Annotated in this window: 16 protein-coding genes; 11 read left to right on the forward strand and 5 right to left on the reverse strand. The window is 60.2% G+C overall.

Translation table 11 applies throughout. The features are described 5' to 3' along the window. Nucleotides 1–20: 20 nt before the first annotated feature. Complete coding sequence (locus tag QD357_RS15895) at nucleotides 21–1,184, reverse strand: DnaJ domain-containing protein (protein ID WP_107107258.1); 1,164 nt, start codon at nucleotides 1,182–1,184, stop codon at nucleotides 21–23. Nucleotides 1,185–1,539: 355 nt separating this feature from the next. On the opposite strand from QD357_RS15895, the gene QD357_RS15900 reads away from it, so the two are divergent. Together QD357_RS15900 and QD357_RS15905 are read left to right on the forward strand one after the other, a co-directional pair. Then, nucleotides 1,540–2,544: an ornithine cyclodeaminase family protein gene (locus tag QD357_RS15900; protein ID WP_414124598.1), complete on the forward strand. Its 1,005-nt coding sequence runs from the start codon at nucleotides 1,540–1,542 to the stop codon at nucleotides 2,542–2,544. Nucleotides 2,545–2,574: 30 nt separating this feature from the next. Beyond that, nucleotides 2,575–4,095 carry an HAL/PAL/TAL family ammonia-lyase gene (locus QD357_RS15905; RefSeq protein ID WP_414124599.1) on the forward strand — a complete coding sequence of 507 codons (1,521 nt, stop codon included), beginning with the start codon at nucleotides 2,575–2,577 and terminating at the stop codon, nucleotides 4,093–4,095. A gap of 16 nt (nucleotides 4,096–4,111) precedes the next feature. On the opposite strand, the gene QD357_RS15910 is transcribed toward QD357_RS15905, so the two are convergent. Further along, a complete protein-coding gene (locus tag QD357_RS15910; protein WP_107107229.1) occupies nucleotides 4,112–4,561 on the reverse strand; it encodes an RT0821/Lpp0805 family surface protein in 450 nt (149 codons plus the stop codon). A gap of 62 nt (nucleotides 4,562–4,623) precedes the next feature. Between QD357_RS15910 and pdxH the strand changes: the two genes are divergently transcribed. Next, complete coding sequence (pdxH, locus tag QD357_RS15915) at nucleotides 4,624–5,244, forward strand: pyridoxamine 5'-phosphate oxidase (protein ID WP_414124600.1); 621 nt, start codon at nucleotides 4,624–4,626, stop codon at nucleotides 5,242–5,244. Nucleotides 5,245–5,364: 120 nt separating this feature from the next. On the opposite strand, the gene QD357_RS15920 is transcribed toward pdxH, so the two are convergent. After that, entirely contained in the window at nucleotides 5,365–6,411 is a 1,047-nt protein-coding gene (locus QD357_RS15920) for a polysaccharide deacetylase family protein (protein WP_107107231.1), read from the reverse strand. 228 nt (nucleotides 6,412–6,639) lie between these two features. Between QD357_RS15920 and QD357_RS15925 the strand changes: the two genes are divergently transcribed. Together QD357_RS15925 and QD357_RS15930 are read left to right on the forward strand one after the other, a co-directional pair. Next, a complete protein-coding gene (locus QD357_RS15925; RefSeq protein ID WP_414124601.1) occupies nucleotides 6,640–7,917 on the forward strand; it encodes a serine hydrolase in 1,278 nt (425 codons plus the stop codon). A gap of 111 nt (nucleotides 7,918–8,028) precedes the next feature. Continuing rightward, on the forward strand, nucleotides 8,029–8,346 hold the full coding sequence (locus tag QD357_RS15930; protein ID WP_107107343.1) for a pyrophosphatase: 318 nt from the start codon (nucleotides 8,029–8,031) through the stop codon (nucleotides 8,344–8,346). A 9-nt stretch (nucleotides 8,347–8,355) separates the two neighbouring features. Here QD357_RS15930 and tldD read toward each other — a convergent pair whose 3' ends face one another. Together tldD and QD357_RS15940 are read right to left on the reverse strand one after the other, a co-directional pair. Beyond that, complete coding sequence (gene tldD, locus QD357_RS15935) at nucleotides 8,356–9,771, reverse strand: metalloprotease TldD (protein WP_107107344.1); 1,416 nt, start codon at nucleotides 9,769–9,771, stop codon at nucleotides 8,356–8,358. Nucleotides 9,772–9,835: 64 nt separating this feature from the next. Next, nucleotides 9,836–10,468 carry an invasion associated locus B family protein gene (locus QD357_RS15940; protein WP_107107490.1) on the reverse strand — a complete coding sequence of 211 codons (633 nt, stop codon included), beginning with the start codon at nucleotides 10,466–10,468 and terminating at the stop codon, nucleotides 9,836–9,838. A gap of 338 nt (nucleotides 10,469–10,806) precedes the next feature. Here QD357_RS15940 and coxB point away from each other — a divergent pair, with 338 nt between their 5' ends. From coxB to QD357_RS15970, 6 genes are all read left to right on the forward strand, one after another. Next, on the forward strand, nucleotides 10,807–11,697 hold the full coding sequence (gene coxB / locus QD357_RS15945) for a cytochrome c oxidase subunit II (RefSeq protein ID WP_414124602.1): 891 nt from the start codon (nucleotides 10,807–10,809) through the stop codon (nucleotides 11,695–11,697). A gap of 14 nt (nucleotides 11,698–11,711) precedes the next feature. Next, nucleotides 11,712–13,406 (forward strand): cytochrome c oxidase subunit I, encoded by a 1,695-nt coding sequence (gene ctaD / locus QD357_RS15950; protein ID WP_107107346.1) that lies wholly within the window; start codon nucleotides 11,712–11,714, stop codon nucleotides 13,404–13,406. 57 nt (nucleotides 13,407–13,463) lie between these two features. Continuing rightward, nucleotides 13,464–14,423, forward strand: coding sequence for a heme o synthase (locus tag QD357_RS15955; RefSeq protein WP_107107347.1), 960 nt, complete (start codon nucleotides 13,464–13,466; stop codon nucleotides 14,421–14,423). Further along, the gene (locus QD357_RS15960) at nucleotides 14,420–14,560 is read left to right on the forward strand and encodes a hypothetical protein (protein ID WP_034488087.1); all 141 of its coding nucleotides are present in this window, start codon (nucleotides 14,420–14,422) and stop codon (nucleotides 14,558–14,560) included. The genes QD357_RS15955 and QD357_RS15960 overlap by 4 nt, the downstream gene beginning before the upstream one ends. Nucleotides 14,561–14,569: 9 nt before the next feature. Further along, nucleotides 14,570–15,178, forward strand: coding sequence for a cytochrome c oxidase assembly protein (locus QD357_RS15965; RefSeq protein WP_107107348.1), 609 nt, complete (start codon nucleotides 14,570–14,572; stop codon nucleotides 15,176–15,178). Between the two features lie 62 nt (nucleotides 15,179–15,240). Beyond that, on the forward strand, nucleotides 15,241–16,119 hold the full coding sequence (locus tag QD357_RS15970; protein WP_107107349.1) for a cytochrome c oxidase subunit 3: 879 nt from the start codon (nucleotides 15,241–15,243) through the stop codon (nucleotides 16,117–16,119). Nucleotides 16,120–16,128: the final 9 nt, after the last annotated feature.

The raw sequence follows: 16,128 nt of genomic DNA on the forward strand, positions 1-16,128 counted from the left end.
GTGCGGTTGTCACTGAAATTTCACAAAAAAAGCCCCTCGCGCATGCTGCGCATCAAATCGGTAACTTTGTCGTCCGGTTTTTCCCACAGCATTAAGCGCAATTCAACCACGAGATTGCCTTTTCCGCCGTGCCCGTCCGGCAGTCCCTGATCGGAGATTCGGATGACCTGATCCGAACCGGACCAGGGCGGGACTGTAAGCTTGACCGGACCGTTCAATCCCTCGACCATTGTCTCATAACCGAGCACAGCATTTTCGATGGTTACGGGAAGTGTCGTATGGACGTCGAGGCCATTGAGGGTAAAGCGGCTGTCGGTGGAAAGATGGATGGTGATCGCCACATCGCCGCGCTGCATGCCCTGCAATTTCAGCCCCTGGCCCTTCAGATGCACGACCTGGCCGTTGCTGATATCCGTCGTTGCCTGAAAGCGCGCTTCCCGTCCGTCGGAAAGCGGTACGGTGATCCAGTTTCCCTTCAGCATGTCTTCGAGGGTGACAGTCGCTTCGGCAGCGATCTCGGGCGTCTTTTCCGGCGCCTTATCCTGAGTGCTGCCGCCCGTAATGCGACGCACAAGCGAGCCGAGAATGCCGAAGCGCGAGCGGAAGACGGCCGGCCCGGTCCCCGTTGCAAGCTGCTCTTCCTCTGCAAAGGTCTCTTCGGTCTCGCCGCTGCTCTGTTCGCGCTGCTTCTCCGTCTCCGCGGCACTGGCGGCAGTCTCTGCCTGGTTCGGTGCGGCGCGGGCGGCCTTGGCGCCGAAAATGCGCTCGACCATATCCTCGGGTGACTCGCTTCCGGCGGCCTGTGGGTTGGCGGCCGCGGCAGCCTTCTGCGCCTTCTGGGCCTTGGCGCGGGCGAGTTCTTCCATAATCTTTTCGGCGTTGGCGCGTGCGGCCTTGGCGCGCTCCGCGGCTTCGCGGGCTGCCTGGCGCTGCTGCATGATGGTCTGCTCGGTGCTTTGGCCTTTCGCCTCGGCCATGCGCGCCACCTGATCGTAGCGGCTGCGCTTCTGCGGGTCCTTCAGCGTTTCATAGGCACGGCCGATCTCGGCAAAACGCTCCGTTGCCGTGGGATCGCCGATATTGTGATCGGGATGCACGGCCTTGGCCAGGCTGCGCCATGCCGTCTTGATTTCGTCCGCCCCGGCATCCCGCTTTACGCCAAGCACCTTGTAAGGATCGCGCATCATCATAACCACCGTTTTGAAGGGTGCCCGGCCTCGTTGTGGCGCCCCAAAAGAAAGAAAAACATATGGATCGCGCCGCCTCTTTCGCTCCCCGGAAGCAAGAAAGGTTGACGCGCATATGGTGTGATCCTGCGGGAGCAGTTGCTAATCAGTTGTTACGCCGGGCTGGCCGCACGGTTCGATCTACCGCAATGGTTAGCCGTTCACTAAACTTTGATGCGAAATATCGCCTGGGAAGCCACGCCCGGCCCAGCTAACGGCACGGTTTCCAGGCGGGATTTGCCTTGACAATAAGTATAGACAACTCATTTCATAGTGACGCGAGCATGCGACCAGCGGAAGGCCAGGGCATCCCATGCAGGAAATTTGGATCGACTATCTGAACGCCATCGATACCAGGGCGCTGGCGTTGACCAACGACGAAATTCTCGCTGCCGTCAGCAGGGCGCTCGACGCACAGGGACGTGGCGAAACGGTGATCGAACCGCGCGTGCACCTCGTGCCTGAAAGTTCGGACAAGGGCCATTTCAACGTGCTCCGCGGCTATGTGAAGCCGCTCGACTATGCCGGCGTCAAAGTGGTTGGCGATTTCGTCGATAACTACAAGCAGGGCCTTCCTTCTGAAATGGCGGTGCTCAACCTTTTCGATCCGCGCACCGGCATGCCGAAGGCGATCATCGACGCCACGGCGATCACCGATATGCGCACCGGCGCGGTCACGGCCATCGGCGCTCGCCATCTGGCTCGCAAGGACAGCAAGGTGCTCGGCCATATCGGCGCGCGCGGCACCGCCTATTGGAATGTCCGCCTGCTCGACCATCTCTTCGATTTCGAGGCAATCCGTATCCATTCCCGCCGGCCGGAAAGCCGCGACGCCTTCGCCGCCCGGCTGGAAAAGGATCTCGGCAAGAAGATCATCGTCACCGACAATTGGGAAGACTGCCTGAAGGACGCCGACATCATGGTCGAGGCCAGTCGTCTGCCGGAGCCGACGCCACTCTTCAAGACAGCCTGGGTCAAGAAGGGCGCCTTCGTCGTTCCCTATGGCACGATGAGCGCGTTGGAATTCGATCTGACCGACATCATGGACAAGGTTGTCGTCGACGATTGGGGCCAATGCGGCCCCGGCCGTCCCTATGGCGCATTGCGCCGGCATGTCGATGAGGGCAAGGTGACGGCGGAGACGCTGCATGCCGAAATCGGCCAGATCGTCTGCGGCGCACGGCCCGGCCGCGAGAGCGACGACGAGACCATTCTCTTCTGGCATCGCGGTCTCAGCACCACGGATGTTGCGCTGGGCGCGGCCATGGTCGACAAGGCGAAGCGGATGAATATCGGCCAGCGCCTGCGCTTCGCCTGAAAACGTTCGGTTTGAGAAATGGACAGACGGATGGGTGCCGACGCTAAGGTGATCTTCGATGCGTCCGGCGCGGATATCGATGCGATCTGCGCTATCGCCCGCGACAGCGCAGAGGTGACAATCGGTGCTGATGCGCTCGCCGGCATCGAAGCCGCCTATGCCTGTCTCGTCCGCCATGCCGGCGAGGGCAAGGCGATCTATGGGGTTAGCACCGGCTTGGGCGCGGCCGTCGATACGCGCCTCGATCCCACGAAGGATTCAGGGCAACACCGTATTCCACGCCCCCGCGCCGTCGGCGTCGGGCGCTTTGCCGAAGCGGACGAGGTCCGCGCCATGATGGCGGCGCGTTTGGCCCGTTTCTGCCGAGGCTATTCGGGGGTTTCGCCCGAGGTGGCGCAAGCGCTTGCCGGCATGCTCAATTGCGCCGTTCATCCGAAGGTGCCGATGACCGGTTCGATCGGCGAGGCGGATCTTCCGCCGCTTGCACATATTGCACTGGTATTGGTCGGGGAGGGGAAAGCCATTCTGCCGGGCGGCCGTGAGGTCTCCGGCGCTGAAGCATTGGCGGTCGCCGGGCTCGCACAGCCGCCCTTCGGTATTAAGGATGGATTGTCGCTGATCTCTTCCAACGCTGCTTCCGTTGGCCTTGCCTGCCTGCTGCTGCAGGACATCAGGCGTATTTTCGACGCGCATGTCGGTGCGGCAGCGCTGTCCTACGAAGGATTTCGCGCGAGCCTCGATCCGCTCGACCCGCTGGCGATACGCCTGCGGCCCGGCCCCGGACAAGGCGATGTCGCGGCGGCGGTTCGCTCGCTGCTCGAAGGGGGCGATCTGACGAAACAAGGGGCCGCGCGGCGCCTTCAGGATCCGCTCAGCCTTCGCTGCGTGCCATCGGTCTCCGGCACTGCCTTGCATGCGCTGAGAGCGGCGTGGTCGGCGACCGAACTCGAGCTGCACTCCAGTGACGACAACCCATCGGTTCTTGCCGATGAAGATGTCGTGCTGCCGACGGGCAATTTCGATCCGACCCACATGGTGCTGGCCTTCGACACGTTGGCGCTCGCGCTCGCCCGTCTTGCCGCCATGACAGCCGAGCGGATCATGAAGCTGCTGTCGCCGGGCTTTTCCGATCTGCCGCGTTTCCTCGCACCGGAAGGTGCTGGCGCCAACGGTTTTGGCGCATTGCAAAAGACCGTCGCGGCGCTGACGGCGGAGATCGGCCATCTGGCGATGCCCATGCCCTTTACGGTGACGCCGGTTGCCGATCGTGTGGAGGACTATGCGTCGCTTGCCATGTCGGTGATCGACAAGACCGGACGGCTGGTTGAGAAGCTACGATACCTCACCGCGATCGAACTGATCGTAGCCGCCCGCGCCATCGACCTGCGTGGTCCAATAAAGCTGGGCGACAGGGCCGAGACGCTATTTACCGTCATCCGCTCCATCGTGCCGCCGCTCGAGGTGGACCGTTCGCCCAGCAACGATATCTACGCGCTTGCCGATTGCATTGCGGCGGGCACGCTGATCGGCCCGCTTTTGACGATGAAATGAGAAAGAGAGACGGTTATCAGCCGTCCTGCTGGAAACTCAGCAATTGCCATTCGCCTTGGCCAACGAGGCAGGTCTTGCCGAAGAAGTTGGCGATGCCGTCATAGGAATGGCGAGTGGTGCGGAACTGGCGGCAGACCTGTCCCGAGGCGTTGTTTTCAACGATCGTGTCGATGACGCCGGCGCTACCCGTCGAGGCGTTCGCCCAAGGAACGGACCGTCCGTTCAACTTGTTGAGATCTGCCGAAGTCACCGCGTTACGCACCGTCGTCTCGTCGGAAACGCTGTCGGTTGTCACAGGAGCAGTCGGGATGGTGCCGGTTGAAACGCTCCGATCCACCTTCGTCGAACTCAGCATGTCCATGCCGCCGCCGACGCAGCCGCCAAGGGAGAGAATGGCAATCGCCATCGTCGCGCCTTTTGCAAGCTTGCGCTTTGTATGAACCGTCGACTTTGCTATGACTTCCACCCGAGTATCTTGGCCAGTGTTGGGGCTGGCGATTTTAGGAAATGCGGAGAATTTGAGCTAATATGTCGGAAAACGAGTTAACAAGCGGTGACTTCACCGAGCAGAACGAGCCCTTCGCGCTTTTCGCTTCCTGGCTGCGCGACGCTGAAGCCAATGAGCCGAATGATCCGAATGCGGTTGCCTTGGCAACGGTTGATAAGGATGGATTGCCAAATGTCCGCATGGTTCTTCTGAAAGGTTTCGATAGCCAGGGATTCGTATTCTATACAAATTTCGAGAGCCAGAAAGGCCAAGAAATTCTTTCCCAAAAGAAAGCGGCGATGTGCTTCCACTGGAAATCGCTGCGCCGGCAGGTCAGGCTGCGCGGTCTGGTTGAAGTCGTCAGCGACAAGGAAGCCGACGACTATTTCAAGACGCGTGCCCGCGGCAGCCGCATCGGCGCCTGGGCGTCGAAGCAGTCGCGCCCGCTCGAAGGCCGCTTTGCCCTGGAAAAGGCCGTCGCCGAATATACGGCCCGCTACGCCATCGGCGAAATTCCACGCCCTGCCTATTGGTCCGGCTTCCGCATCCGGCCGCTGTCGATCGAATTCTGGCACGATCGCCAGTTCCGCCTGCACGATCGCGTCGAGTTTCGCCGTGACGTGCCGGAGGGCGCCTGGGAAAAGGTGCGGATGTATCCGTAACGGATTATGCCGATGCCCAAAGCATGTCGCGCAAAAGTGCTCAGCGGTTTTGCGATAACGACATGCGCAAATTCAAGAATCTAAAGCGCAACAAGCGACTCTGAAAGATCGCGATGCGCTTTAGCGCCCCATCAGCCGCATGGGGATGCCGGAGGCAAGCGCCGAGGCATATCGGGCCTTCTGGTAGTGACCGTTCAACGACAGTCGTGGCAGATGGGTGAGGGCAGCGGCACTCGCCGTTCCGATCGTCCCAGGCCGGGTCGTAACGCCGACGGAAAAGCCGAGTTCCGCCGCTAGCCGGGCTTCGCGAGGAGAGACGGCATCGGCCGTGCCGTAGGGATAGGCGATCGCTGCTGGCCGCCCGCCGATGATGTCAGCGACATAATCCGCCGACAAAGCCATTTCCGCAGCCGCTTCCGCTTCCGGCAGACGAGCGAGCGCCCGGTGGCTGACCGTATGGGCGCCGAGCGAGGCAAGCGGGTGACGGACAAGCTGCTTCAATTCCTCCCGGTCCATGATCGCTGAGCGCACGAGATCGAGTGGCTCCAGGCCGTTCGTTCGGGCGAGCTCGTCGATCCGGCCAACGGCCTCCGTCTCATCATGGGCATGAACATAGGCGGCGAAGCGGGCAAAGACGGCTTGCCGCTGGCTGGCTTTGTCGAGGTCGAAGCTCTCCGGGCCTATCCCGAAATCGAAGGTCAGGCGATCCAACCGGCAGAGCAGGTCGGCCAGTGTTTCCCACCAAATACTATGTGTCCGCTCCGACAGGCCCTGTGTGACGAAGATTGTGAAGGGAATACCGTGCCGGGCAAAGACCGGCAGCGCATGATCGAGATTGTCGCGATTGCCGTCGTCGAGGGTGAAAACAGCAAAGGGTGGCTTGTTGCGATCACTTGCGATACGGTCCGGCAGCGCATCGAGGGCGATGAAATCATAACCATCCCGTTTCAGCCGGCTGATCGCGCGGTCAAGGAATTCTGGCGAAATTTCCAGATGCGCATTCGGTGCGAAGGTTCGGCACAAGGGAGGACGGACATGATGCAGGGTGAAAATGGCGCCTAGGCCGGCGACGTCGCGCATCAAGCCGAGGTTTTTCAGAATTGCGGCGGTTTCCAGCCCGCCGGAGATTACCGCGCGCTTGAGACGGATTCTGATGCCCTGTTCCATGGGATTTAACCGGTTGACGAATGACCATGCTGTAGCCCATCCGCCGTTAAGTCTTGCTGAATCTGCATCATCTTTTCAATACGTTAACCGTTATTTTACCAGCAAAGGCAAAATTGGGAATTCTGTCGAGGGTGTTGCCTCAATATCGCACCGAAATCAGGCTTTTGTCGCAAATGCGTACATTGGGTTGATGCGGTGTATCGGCATTTGTTTCAGTTGGGGACGAATATGAAAAAACTTTTGATGGCCCTTTCTGCGGCCGTCTTGCTGTTGAGCGCACCGGTGGCGAGCTTTGCGGGCAGCGCCTATTTCATTATGGATGCGAAATCCGGCAAGGTCTTGGCTTCCGATAATGCCGATGATCTCAACCATCCCGCATCGCTGACGAAGATGATGACGCTGTATCTGACCTTCGAGGCGATCCATCGCGGTAAGATCGGTTGGAACACAGAGGTTCCGGTCTCGCGCAACGCCTCCGGTAAGAGCCCGACCAAGCTCGGCCTGAAACCGGGCAGCACCATTATCGTCCGCGATGCCGTCAACGGCATGATCGTCAAGTCCGCCAACGATGCCGCCACTGCCATGGGCGAGGCGCTGGGCGGCAGCGAAAGCGGCTTTGCCCGCATGATGACGCAGAAGGCACGCGAAATCGGTATGCGCCGCACCGTATTCACCAATCCGTCGGGCTTGCCGAGCATGGAGCAGGTGACGACCGCGCGCGACATGTCCACGCTCGCCGTCGCGCTCATCAACAACTATCCGCAGGAATATCGGCTGTTTTCACAGTCGGGCTTTACCTATCGCGGCAGCCGAATTCGTGGTCATAACAATCTGATGTATCGCTACGAGGGCATGGACGGCATCAAGACCGGCTACACCAATGCCTCCGGTTTCAACATCGTCAGCGCCGTGCGCCAGGGTAACCGCCGCGTTATCGGCGTTGTGATGGGCGGAGCGACTGCCCGCGGCCGCGATGCCTTCATGGCTTCGCTTCTCAATCGCTATGTGCCGAAAGCGACCTCCGCCGAATCGTCGCGTCTCATGGCAAGCGTTGGCGGTGCAAAGCAGGTCGCTTCGGCGAAGGATGATGTTGATGTTGACGTCGATGCGCAAACCACGGCGACGACACGCAAACGGGCCGAGTTCACTCCCTCTTCAGCTCCACTCGCCTATGCTGCCACGACAAATGTGACCGTGCCGATGGATCGCCCGATGGCGATGGATGAAATCCAGAATGCCGGCAAGCCGGCGACCGGCGGTTGGCAGGTGCAGATTGCGGCTACTCCGACGGCGCAGGCGGCCAAGGACCTGCTGTCTGAAGCTCAATCCAAGGCGGGCGGCGCGCTTGCCAACGCTTCGCCCTATACCGAAGCCGTCGGCAAGGGCAGCAACACGGTCTATCGCGCCCGCTTTGTCGGCTTCGGCAGCCGCGATGACGCGAATTCCGCCTGTGCTGCACTGAAGCGCAAGGATTTCAATTGCATGCTGCTGCCGAACAAGGGCTGAGCGGAAATCAAGTTTTGAAACTATCAAGACGGCGGGGCCATAAACTCCGCCGTCTTGCTATTTCCGGCAGAATCGTTCACTTCTGTAAGGAACATACAGGGAACGATATTGATGTTGTCAGGTCTGATCCAGCAGTTCGAAAAGGCTTCCGCCACCTATGCCGCCGCCAATGGATTGGAGCGCGACGCCGACTGGTTTGTTCTAAAGCTGCAGGAAGAGATGGGCGAGCTCACCCAGATCTGGAACAAGACGACCGGTCGGGGAAGACGCAAGGGCATGACCGATGAGGAATTGGCGACCGCGCTCGCCGACGAGACGGCTGACGTGCTCGGCCATATCCTTCTCTTTGCCCACCGCAACGGTCTCGATCTCGCTGCAGCGGTAGAGCGGAAATGGCTGTTCCGGCCGGAAGAAGGCAACGCTACGTAGTCGGAACCGCTACGCCTTCGTCCCGCCGACTGTCACCTGATCCATCCTCAGATGCGGCTGGCCGACGCCGACGGGGACCCATTGGCCGCCCTTGCCGCAATTGCCGATGCCGGTGTCGAGTTTCATGTCGTTGCCGATCATGGAGACACGCTTCATCGCATCCGGGCCATTGCCGATCAGCATGGCGCCCTTGATCGGCGCGCCGACCTTGCCGTCTTCTATCAGGTAGGCTTCGGTGCAGCCGAAGACGAATTTGCCGGAGGTGATGTCCACCTGGCCGCCACCGAAGGAAACGGCATAGATGCCCTTCTTCACCGAGGCGATGATCTCTTCCGGCGTTTTGTCGCCGCCGAGCATATAAGTGTTGGTCATGCGCGGCATCGGCGTGTGGGCATAGCCTTGGCGGCGGCCGTTGCCGGTTGCCTTCATGCCCATCAGGCGGGCATTCTGCCGGTCCTGCATGTAGCCGACCAGCTTGCCATTTTCGATCAGCACATTGTAGGCCGAGGGCGTGCCTTCGTCGTCGACCGTGATCGAACCGCGGCGGTTTTCGATCGTCCCGTCATCGACGACGGTGACGCCGGGAGCGGCCACCATTTGGCCCAGAAGCCCGGCGAAAGCCGAGGTCTTCTTGCGGTTGAAATCGCCTTCCAGCCCGTGGCCGACAGCTTCGTGCAGCATGACGCCCGGCCAGCCGGAGCCGAGAACGACGTCCATCGTGCCGGCCGGCGCATCGATTGCCTCGAGATTGACCATTGCCTGGCGCAAAGCTTCGTCGGCACCGCGGCGCCAATTTTCCTGCGTGACGAAATCGCCGAAGCCGACGCGGCCGCCAGTGCCGAAGGAACCGGATTCCTGCCGGTCACCTTCGCCGACCATCACCGAGATATTGATGCGCGTCATCGGCCGGATATCGCGGACGCGGTGACCGTCGGCACGCAGGATATCGACCACCTGCCAGCTCGCAGCAATGGAAGCCGTTACCTGACGGACCTTGCTGTCCTTGTCGCGCAGATAGCTGTCGATCTCCTGCAGAAGCTTCGCCTTGTCCTCGAAGCTCGGGCTGCCGATCGGGTTCTCGTCGCTATAGAGCACCTTGTTGGTGCGCTGAGGCGCGGCGGCGTAGGAACCGGCATAGCCACTGGTGACGGCGCGCACCGCATCGGCGGCGCGCTTGAGAGCCGCTTCGGAGAGATCGCCCGCATGCGCATAGCCCACCGCTTCGCCGGCAACGGCGCGCAGGCCAAAACCCTGCTCGGTGTTGAAGCTGCCGCCCTTCATGCGTCCATTGTCGAAGGTCAGCGATTCCGCCTGGACATGCTCGACGAAAAGCTCGCCGTCGTCGGCGCCGGAAAGCGCATCGGCGACGATGCCGCGCAGCTTGGTTTCGTCGGTATCGAACAAGGTAAGGAGATCGGTATTCATGGATCAAGTGCTCCGTTCAGAGCCGATGTAGGTTTCGGATGACGAGAGAGCAAGCCCTATCGATTTACGGAAGCGCGTCGTAGCCTTCGGCGAAGCCTTTGAGATCGACGGGAATGCCGATGCCTTCTTCCGGCGACTGGAAGACGATGAAGGTGGCGGTCGCACCGCTGCGCAGCGTTTTCAGCAACTCGTCCTCAAGCACCACTTCGGCATAGCAACCGTCCGAGAAGCAGCGCACGAAATAGGCGCGGCCGATATCCTTGCCGTCGACATTGAGGCCGAGCCCATTCGGCAGCAGCACTCCGAGCGGCGCCAGCACGCGAAGAATCTTCGACTTGCGATCGGCGGTTTTCAGCACAACAACCGAAAGACCGACTTCCGGTCGGTCCTCGGCGATGACGTTCTGCATCAGCGCGCATTGTTCGGTCGATGCGCCCGCCGGCTTGTCGCAGACCACGGACCATGCGCCATGGCTCGAACGCACCGTACCCGGCGGTTGTGGAACCTGGCTGGTCGGAAGCTGCTGGGTATGCGCCGGCGGTTGTTGGCCCGGCTGCTGCGGTTGCTGGGTTTGCAGTTGCTGAGCCTGCGGCGCCGGCTGTGTTTGCTGTGCCTGCTGCGCCAGAACGGGTGCTGCGGCCGCGGCAGCGATGCTGGCGCTGACAAACCAAAGCCGGGCGAGGGAACGAAAACCCATGGAAACCTCTAGATTCGAATCAGTGCCGCTATTGTTGAAGCCCACGCCGGCAAATGAAAAGCCCCGCGTGCTGAATTCCAACCGACTGCGGCGGAAATACGACCTCTATCCCATTTTGCCCCGGCAATGCGATGGACCGTGATGCAATTTTTCGTATGATGATGAAATGCTTGCCATGTTTCGGCGGGCCGGGGGACTACACTTCGCGCAAAAATGCCGCACGAACAACTGTTGTGAGTTGTTGCGGAGTGCTCCAAACTGTGGTTTGAAGCGCAATGGAATGTAGGGATACTGCGTTTGAGATTGATCTGGGATCAAACGCTGGAGGGAGAGACATCGTGATTAAGAGGGCTTACGCAGCTCTGGCGGCTATCGCCTGTCTGCTTTTTGCGACCGGCAGCTATGCCGATCAGCCAAAACCATGGGAAACCGGCCTGCAAGAGGCAGCCACCGGCAATATGCATCAAATACGGTGGTTCGAAGCATACACGCTTTGGTTTATCGTTCCCATTACGCTGCTGGTGCTCGTCCTTTTGATCGTCGTCATGGTCAAGTTCCGGGCATCGAAGAATCCGGTGCCCTCCAGAACGAGCCATAATACGCTGATCGAGGTTATCTGGACCGTCGGCCCGGTTCTCATTCTTCTGTTCCTGGCTGTTCCGTCCTTCGATCTTCTGACCACGCAGCTCACGTTCCCCCAAAATCCTGACGTTACGGTCAAGGTGACCGCCACGCAGTGGCAGTGGAACTATGAATATGAAAACAGCGGTAACACACCGCTGGCCTTCGATTCCTTCCTGCTGAAGGATCAGGACCGCGCCGCCGCCGGCAAGGAAGACAGGTCGAAATATCCGCGGCTTCTCGCCGTCGACAACGAGCTGGTGCTGCCCGTCGGCAAGGTCGTGCGCGTCCTTGTTACCGCCGCACCGACAGATGTCATCCATTCCTTCGCGATGCCGTCCTTCGGCATCAAGATCGACGCCGTTCCCGGCCGTTTGAACGAAACCTGGTTCAAGGCCGACAATGAAGGCATCTACTACGGCCAGTGTTCCGAGCTTTGCGGCAAGGACCATGCATTCATGCCGATCGCCATCCACATCGTCTCCCAGGATCAATACCAGCAGTGGCTGACCACCGCCGCCGGCGACCTGAGCAAGGCAAACAAGGCCCTGATGGCCGCCGTCGATCAGCCGGCTACTGTCAACGTCGCTGAAAACACGGCTCAGTAAGAGGGATAGGGATAATGGCTGGATCTACGGCACACGACGATCATTCGCACGCTCTTCATGATGCTCACGCGCATGACGACCATCACTCTCATACGCCCACTTTTGTGAACCGTTGGTTCTTCTCGACCAACCACAAGGACATTGGCACCCTCTATCTGATCTTTGCGATCTTTGCCGGTATCGTCGGCTTCCTGCTCTCTATCGCGATCCGCATGGAATTGCAGGAGCCGGGCATCCAGATCTTCAGCGGTCTGGCCTCCATGGTCTACGGCTATTCGGGCGACGCCTCCATCGATGGCGGCAAGCAGATGTACAACGTCTTCGTCACCGCCCACGCGCTGATCATGATCTTCTTCATGGTCATGCCGGCGATGATCGGCGGCTTTGCCAACTGGATGGTGCCGATCATGATCGGCGCGCCGGACATGGCTTTCCCGCGCCTGAACAACATTTCCTTCTGGCTGATCGTTCCCGCCTTCCTGCTGCTGATCCTGTCGATGTTCGTCGAAGGCCCGGCTGGTGCCTATGGCGCGGGCGGCGGCTGGACGATGTATCCGCCGCTGTCGGGCATCGTCGGCCATCCCGGCCCGGCGGTCGACCTGGTGATCTTCGCGCTGCATATCGCCGGCGCCTCGTCAATCCTCGGCGCGATCAACTTCATCACCACCATCCTCAACATGCGCGCTCCGGGCATGACGCTGCACAAGATGCCGCTGTTTGCCTGGTCAGTGCTGATCACGGCCTTCCTGCTGCTCCTGTCGCTGCCGGTTCTCGCCGGTGCCATCACCATGGTGCTGACCGACCGCAACTTCGGCACGACCTTCTTCGCGCCGGAAGGCGGCGGTGACCCGATCCTTTACCAACATCTGTTCTGGTTCTTCGGTCACCCGGAAGTCTACATCCTGATCCTGCCGGGCTTCGGCATGATCAGCCACATCATCTCGACCTTCTCGCGCAAGCCGATCTTCGGCTATCTCGGCATGGCCTATGCCATGGTCGCAATCGGCGCCGTCGGCTTCGTCGTCTGGGCCCACCACATGTACACGGTCGGCCTGTCGCTCGACACGCAGCGTTACTTCGTCTTCGCGACGATGGTCATCGCCGTTCCGACCGGCGTGAAGGTCTTCTCCTGGATCGCGACGATGTGGGGCGGCTCGATCGAGTTCCGCACGCCGATGATCTGGGCGATCGGCTTCATCTTCCTGTTCACGGTGGGCGGCGTTACCGGCGTGCAGCTCGCCAATGCCGGTCTCGACCGCGTATGGCAGGACACCTACTACGTTGTCGCGCATTTCCACTACGTTCTGTCGCTCGGCGCCGTCTTCGCCATCTTCGCTGCCTGGTATTACTGGTTCCCGAAGATGACCGGCTACATGTACAGCGAGAAGATCGGCAACTGGCACTTCTGGATCACCTTCGTCGGCGTCAACATGGTGTTCTTCCCGCAGCACTTCCTCGGTCGTGCCGGCATGCCGCGCCGTTACATCGACTATCCGGATGCCTTTGCTGGCTGGAACTATGTTTCCTCCATCGGGTCCTATGTTGCAGCCGTCGGCCTCTGCTTCTTCTTCTGGGGCGTCATCGATGCTTTCGTGAAGAAGCGTGTCGCTGGCAACAATCCCTGGGGCGAGGGTGCGACCACTCTGGAATGGCAGCTTCCTTCACCGCCGCCGTACCATCAGTGGGAAGAGCTGCCGCGCATCAAGTAGCTTATTTCCGGACGCCGTGATAAGCGGCGTCCGGCTTAACGGACATTGGATGAAAGAATGACGGTCATCGACAATCACGAAGTGCTCGCGAAGAAAGGCGAAATTGGCCTGTCGGAAGCGAGTGCGCGCGATTATTTCGAGCTTTTGAAGCCGCGGGTCATGTCGCTGGTCGTCTTCACCGCCTTTGCCGGACTGGTGCTGGCGCCGGGCCATATCAACCCGGTTCTCGGCCTGATCGCCATTCTCTGTATTGCCGTCGGCGCCGGTGCGTCCGGTGCGCTGAATATGTGGTACGACGCCGATATCGACGCGGTCATGAGCCGTACGGCACGCCGTCCGATCCCCGCCGGCCGCGTCAAGGCTTCCGAAGCGCTTGCCTTCGGCTTGGTTCTGTCGGGCTTTTCGGTGACGATCCTCGGTCTGGCCGTCAACTGGCTTTCAGCCGCGATCCTCGCCTTTACCATTTTCTTCTACGCCGTCATCTACACGATGTGGCTGAAGCGCTCGACGCCGCAGAACATCGTCATCGGCGGCGCTGCCGGCGCTTTCCCGCCGGTCATCGGCTGGGCCTGTGTCACCGGTAGCGTGACGATGGAGAGCATCGTGCTCTTCCTGATCATCTTCCTCTGGACGCCGGCCCATTTCTGGGCGCTGGCGCTGTTCAAAATGCGCGACTACGAAGCCGTTGGCGTACCCATGATGCCGAATGTCGCCGGCGTGCCGACCACCAAGAACCAGATTGTCGCTTATGCCGTATTGACGGCCCTCATCGGCGTCGTGCCGGCGTTCATCGGTTTGGCAAGCTTCGGCTATGGTGTTGTCGCCGCCCTGCTTGGCGCGGTCTTCATATACTGTTCCATCGCTGTTCGGCGCATGCCGGATGGCGATATCAAGATGATCCCGGCGAAGAAACTCTTCGCCTTCTCGATCTTCTATCTCTTTGCAATCTTTTCGGCATTGCTGATCGACCGGCTCGTTGCAGTGCTGATGTCAGGCGGTGCGGGAGGCTGGCTGTGATCGAACTCGTCAAGCTCACGGAAGCGCAAAAGAAATCACGGCGAGGGCGCAACATCGCGCTTGGTTTGGTGCTCGCCGGCCTGGTGATCCTGTTCTACGCGATCACCATCATCAAGGTCGGCACCGGACACGTTTGAGGAGGCGTGATGGAGGAGGGGACAACGAACAAGGCAAGAAGTGCCGGCCGCAACAACGGTCTGGTCGTTGCCATGTGCCTGAGCTTCGTGATCGGCATGAGCGCCATGTGCGCCGCTGCCGTGCCGCTCTACCGCATCTTCTGTGAGGTGACCGGCTTCAACGGCACGACGCAGCGCGTCGATCAGGCGTCCAGCGTTATTCTCGACAGGCCGATCAAGGTCTCCTTCGACGCCAATGTTGCCCCGGGCGTGCCCTGGGATTTCAAGCCGATGCAGAAGGAAGTTGACCCCAAGATCGGTGAAACGGTCGAGATCAAGTTCCTTGTCGAAAATAAGTCCGACCAGCCGACGCGCGGGCAGGCTATCTTCAACGTTTCGCCGGTGGAAGCAGGCGCCTATTTCAACAAGGTGCAGTGCTTCTGCTTCAACGAGACCGATCTGGCACCGGGGGAAAAGCGCGAGATGCCGGTGGTTTTCTACGTCGATCCTGAGATCACTAAGGCGGAAGAAACCAAGACGATCACAGCGCTGACACTATCCTACACCTTCTATCCGCGCGACGGCGCGAAGCCTGTGGCTTCCAACGACGCAGCGAAGGTGGCGGAAAAGAAACTTTGATGGAGAGTGCCTCCGGCTCAGCCGGAGGCGATATGGGAAAAGTCATTCGGGGAATTGCTGACATGGCAGAGGCGCATACGAAGAAACACGATTACCACATCATCGACCCCAGCCCGTGGCCGATCACAGCGGCCCTCGGTGCCTTTGTCATTACCTTTGGCGGCGTCTGCTTCATGCGCTACCTGAACGGTGGCGCCGTGCATCTGTTCGGCCTGAATTGGGCGCAGCCTTGGCTGTTCTTCATCGGTTTGGCCATCATCCTCTATGTCATGTACGGCTGGTGGTCGGATACGGTGAAGGAAGCGCATGAGGGCGCGCATACCCGCGTTGTCTCGCTGCACTTGCGCTATGGCATGATCATGTTCATCGCCTCCGAGGTGATGTTCTTCGTTGCCTGGTTCTGGGCCTATTTCGACGTCAGCCTCTTTCCGAACGAGGCGATACAGGCTTCGCGAACGGCCTTCCTTGGCGGCCAGTTTCCGCCGAAGGGCATTGAAGTCCTCAATCCCTGGCATTTGCCGATCTATAACACCATCATCCTGCTGCTCTCGGGCACGACAGTCACCTGGGCGCACCACGCGCTGCTGCACAATGACCGCAAGGGCCTGATCCAGGGGTTGGTCCTGACGGTACTGCTCGGCGCGCTGTTCTCCTGCGTCCAGGCCTATGAATATGCGCATGCGCCCTTCGAGTTCAAAAACTCGATCTACGGCGCAACCTTTTTCATGGCGACCGGCTTCCATGGTTTCCATGTGTTGATCGGAACGATTTTCCTGCTGGTCTGCCTCATCCGCGCGCTTCGCGGTGACTTCACGCCGAAGCAGCATTTCGGATTCGAAGCGGCCGCCTGGTATTGGCACTTCGTCGACGTCGTCTGGCTCTTCCTGTTCTTCTGCATCTACATCTGGGGAAGCTGGGGCGCGCCGGTCGCGGCCGGCTAAGCGGCAGAC

The organism is Rhizobium sp. BR 317, assembly GCF_047445835.1.
Classification (GTDB): domain Bacteria; phylum Pseudomonadota; class Alphaproteobacteria; order Rhizobiales; family Rhizobiaceae; genus Rhizobium; species Rhizobium paranaense.

What these genes read in the sequence shown, in the direction of transcription:
- pdxH (WP_414124600.1), top strand. Translation starts at nt 4,624, where the DNA reads ATGTCGGAAAACGAGTTAACAAGCGGTGACTTCACCGAGCAGAACGAG.
- QD357_RS15925 (WP_414124601.1), top strand. Translation starts at nt 6,640, where the DNA reads ATGAAAAAACTTTTGATGGCCCTTTCTGCGGCCGTCTTGCTGTTGAGC.
- QD357_RS15930 (WP_107107343.1), top strand. Translation starts at nt 8,029, where the DNA reads ATGTTGTCAGGTCTGATCCAGCAGTTCGAAAAGGCTTCCGCCACCTAT.
- QD357_RS15955 (WP_107107347.1), top strand. Translation starts at nt 13,464, where the DNA reads ATGACGGTCATCGACAATCACGAAGTGCTCGCGAAGAAAGGCGAAATT.
- tldD (WP_107107344.1), bottom strand. Translation starts at nt 9,771, where the DNA reads ATGAATACCGATCTCCTTACCTTGTTCGATACCGACGAAACCAAGCTG.
- QD357_RS15895 (WP_107107258.1), bottom strand. Translation starts at nt 1,184, where the DNA reads ATGCGCGATCCTTACAAGGTGCTTGGCGTAAAGCGGGATGCCGGGGCG.
- QD357_RS15970 (WP_107107349.1), top strand. Translation starts at nt 15,241, where the DNA reads ATGGCAGAGGCGCATACGAAGAAACACGATTACCACATCATCGACCCC.
- ctaD (WP_107107346.1), top strand. Translation starts at nt 11,712, where the DNA reads ATGGCTGGATCTACGGCACACGACGATCATTCGCACGCTCTTCATGAT.
- QD357_RS15965 (WP_107107348.1), top strand. Translation starts at nt 14,570, where the DNA reads ATGGAGGAGGGGACAACGAACAAGGCAAGAAGTGCCGGCCGCAACAAC.
- QD357_RS15900 (WP_414124598.1), top strand. Translation starts at nt 1,540, where the DNA reads ATGCAGGAAATTTGGATCGACTATCTGAACGCCATCGATACCAGGGCG.
- QD357_RS15905 (WP_414124599.1), top strand. Translation starts at nt 2,575, where the DNA reads ATGGGTGCCGACGCTAAGGTGATCTTCGATGCGTCCGGCGCGGATATC.
- QD357_RS15940 (WP_107107490.1), bottom strand. Translation starts at nt 10,468, where the DNA reads ATGGGTTTTCGTTCCCTCGCCCGGCTTTGGTTTGTCAGCGCCAGCATC.
- QD357_RS15920 (WP_107107231.1), bottom strand. Translation starts at nt 6,411, where the DNA reads ATGGAACAGGGCATCAGAATCCGTCTCAAGCGCGCGGTAATCTCCGGC.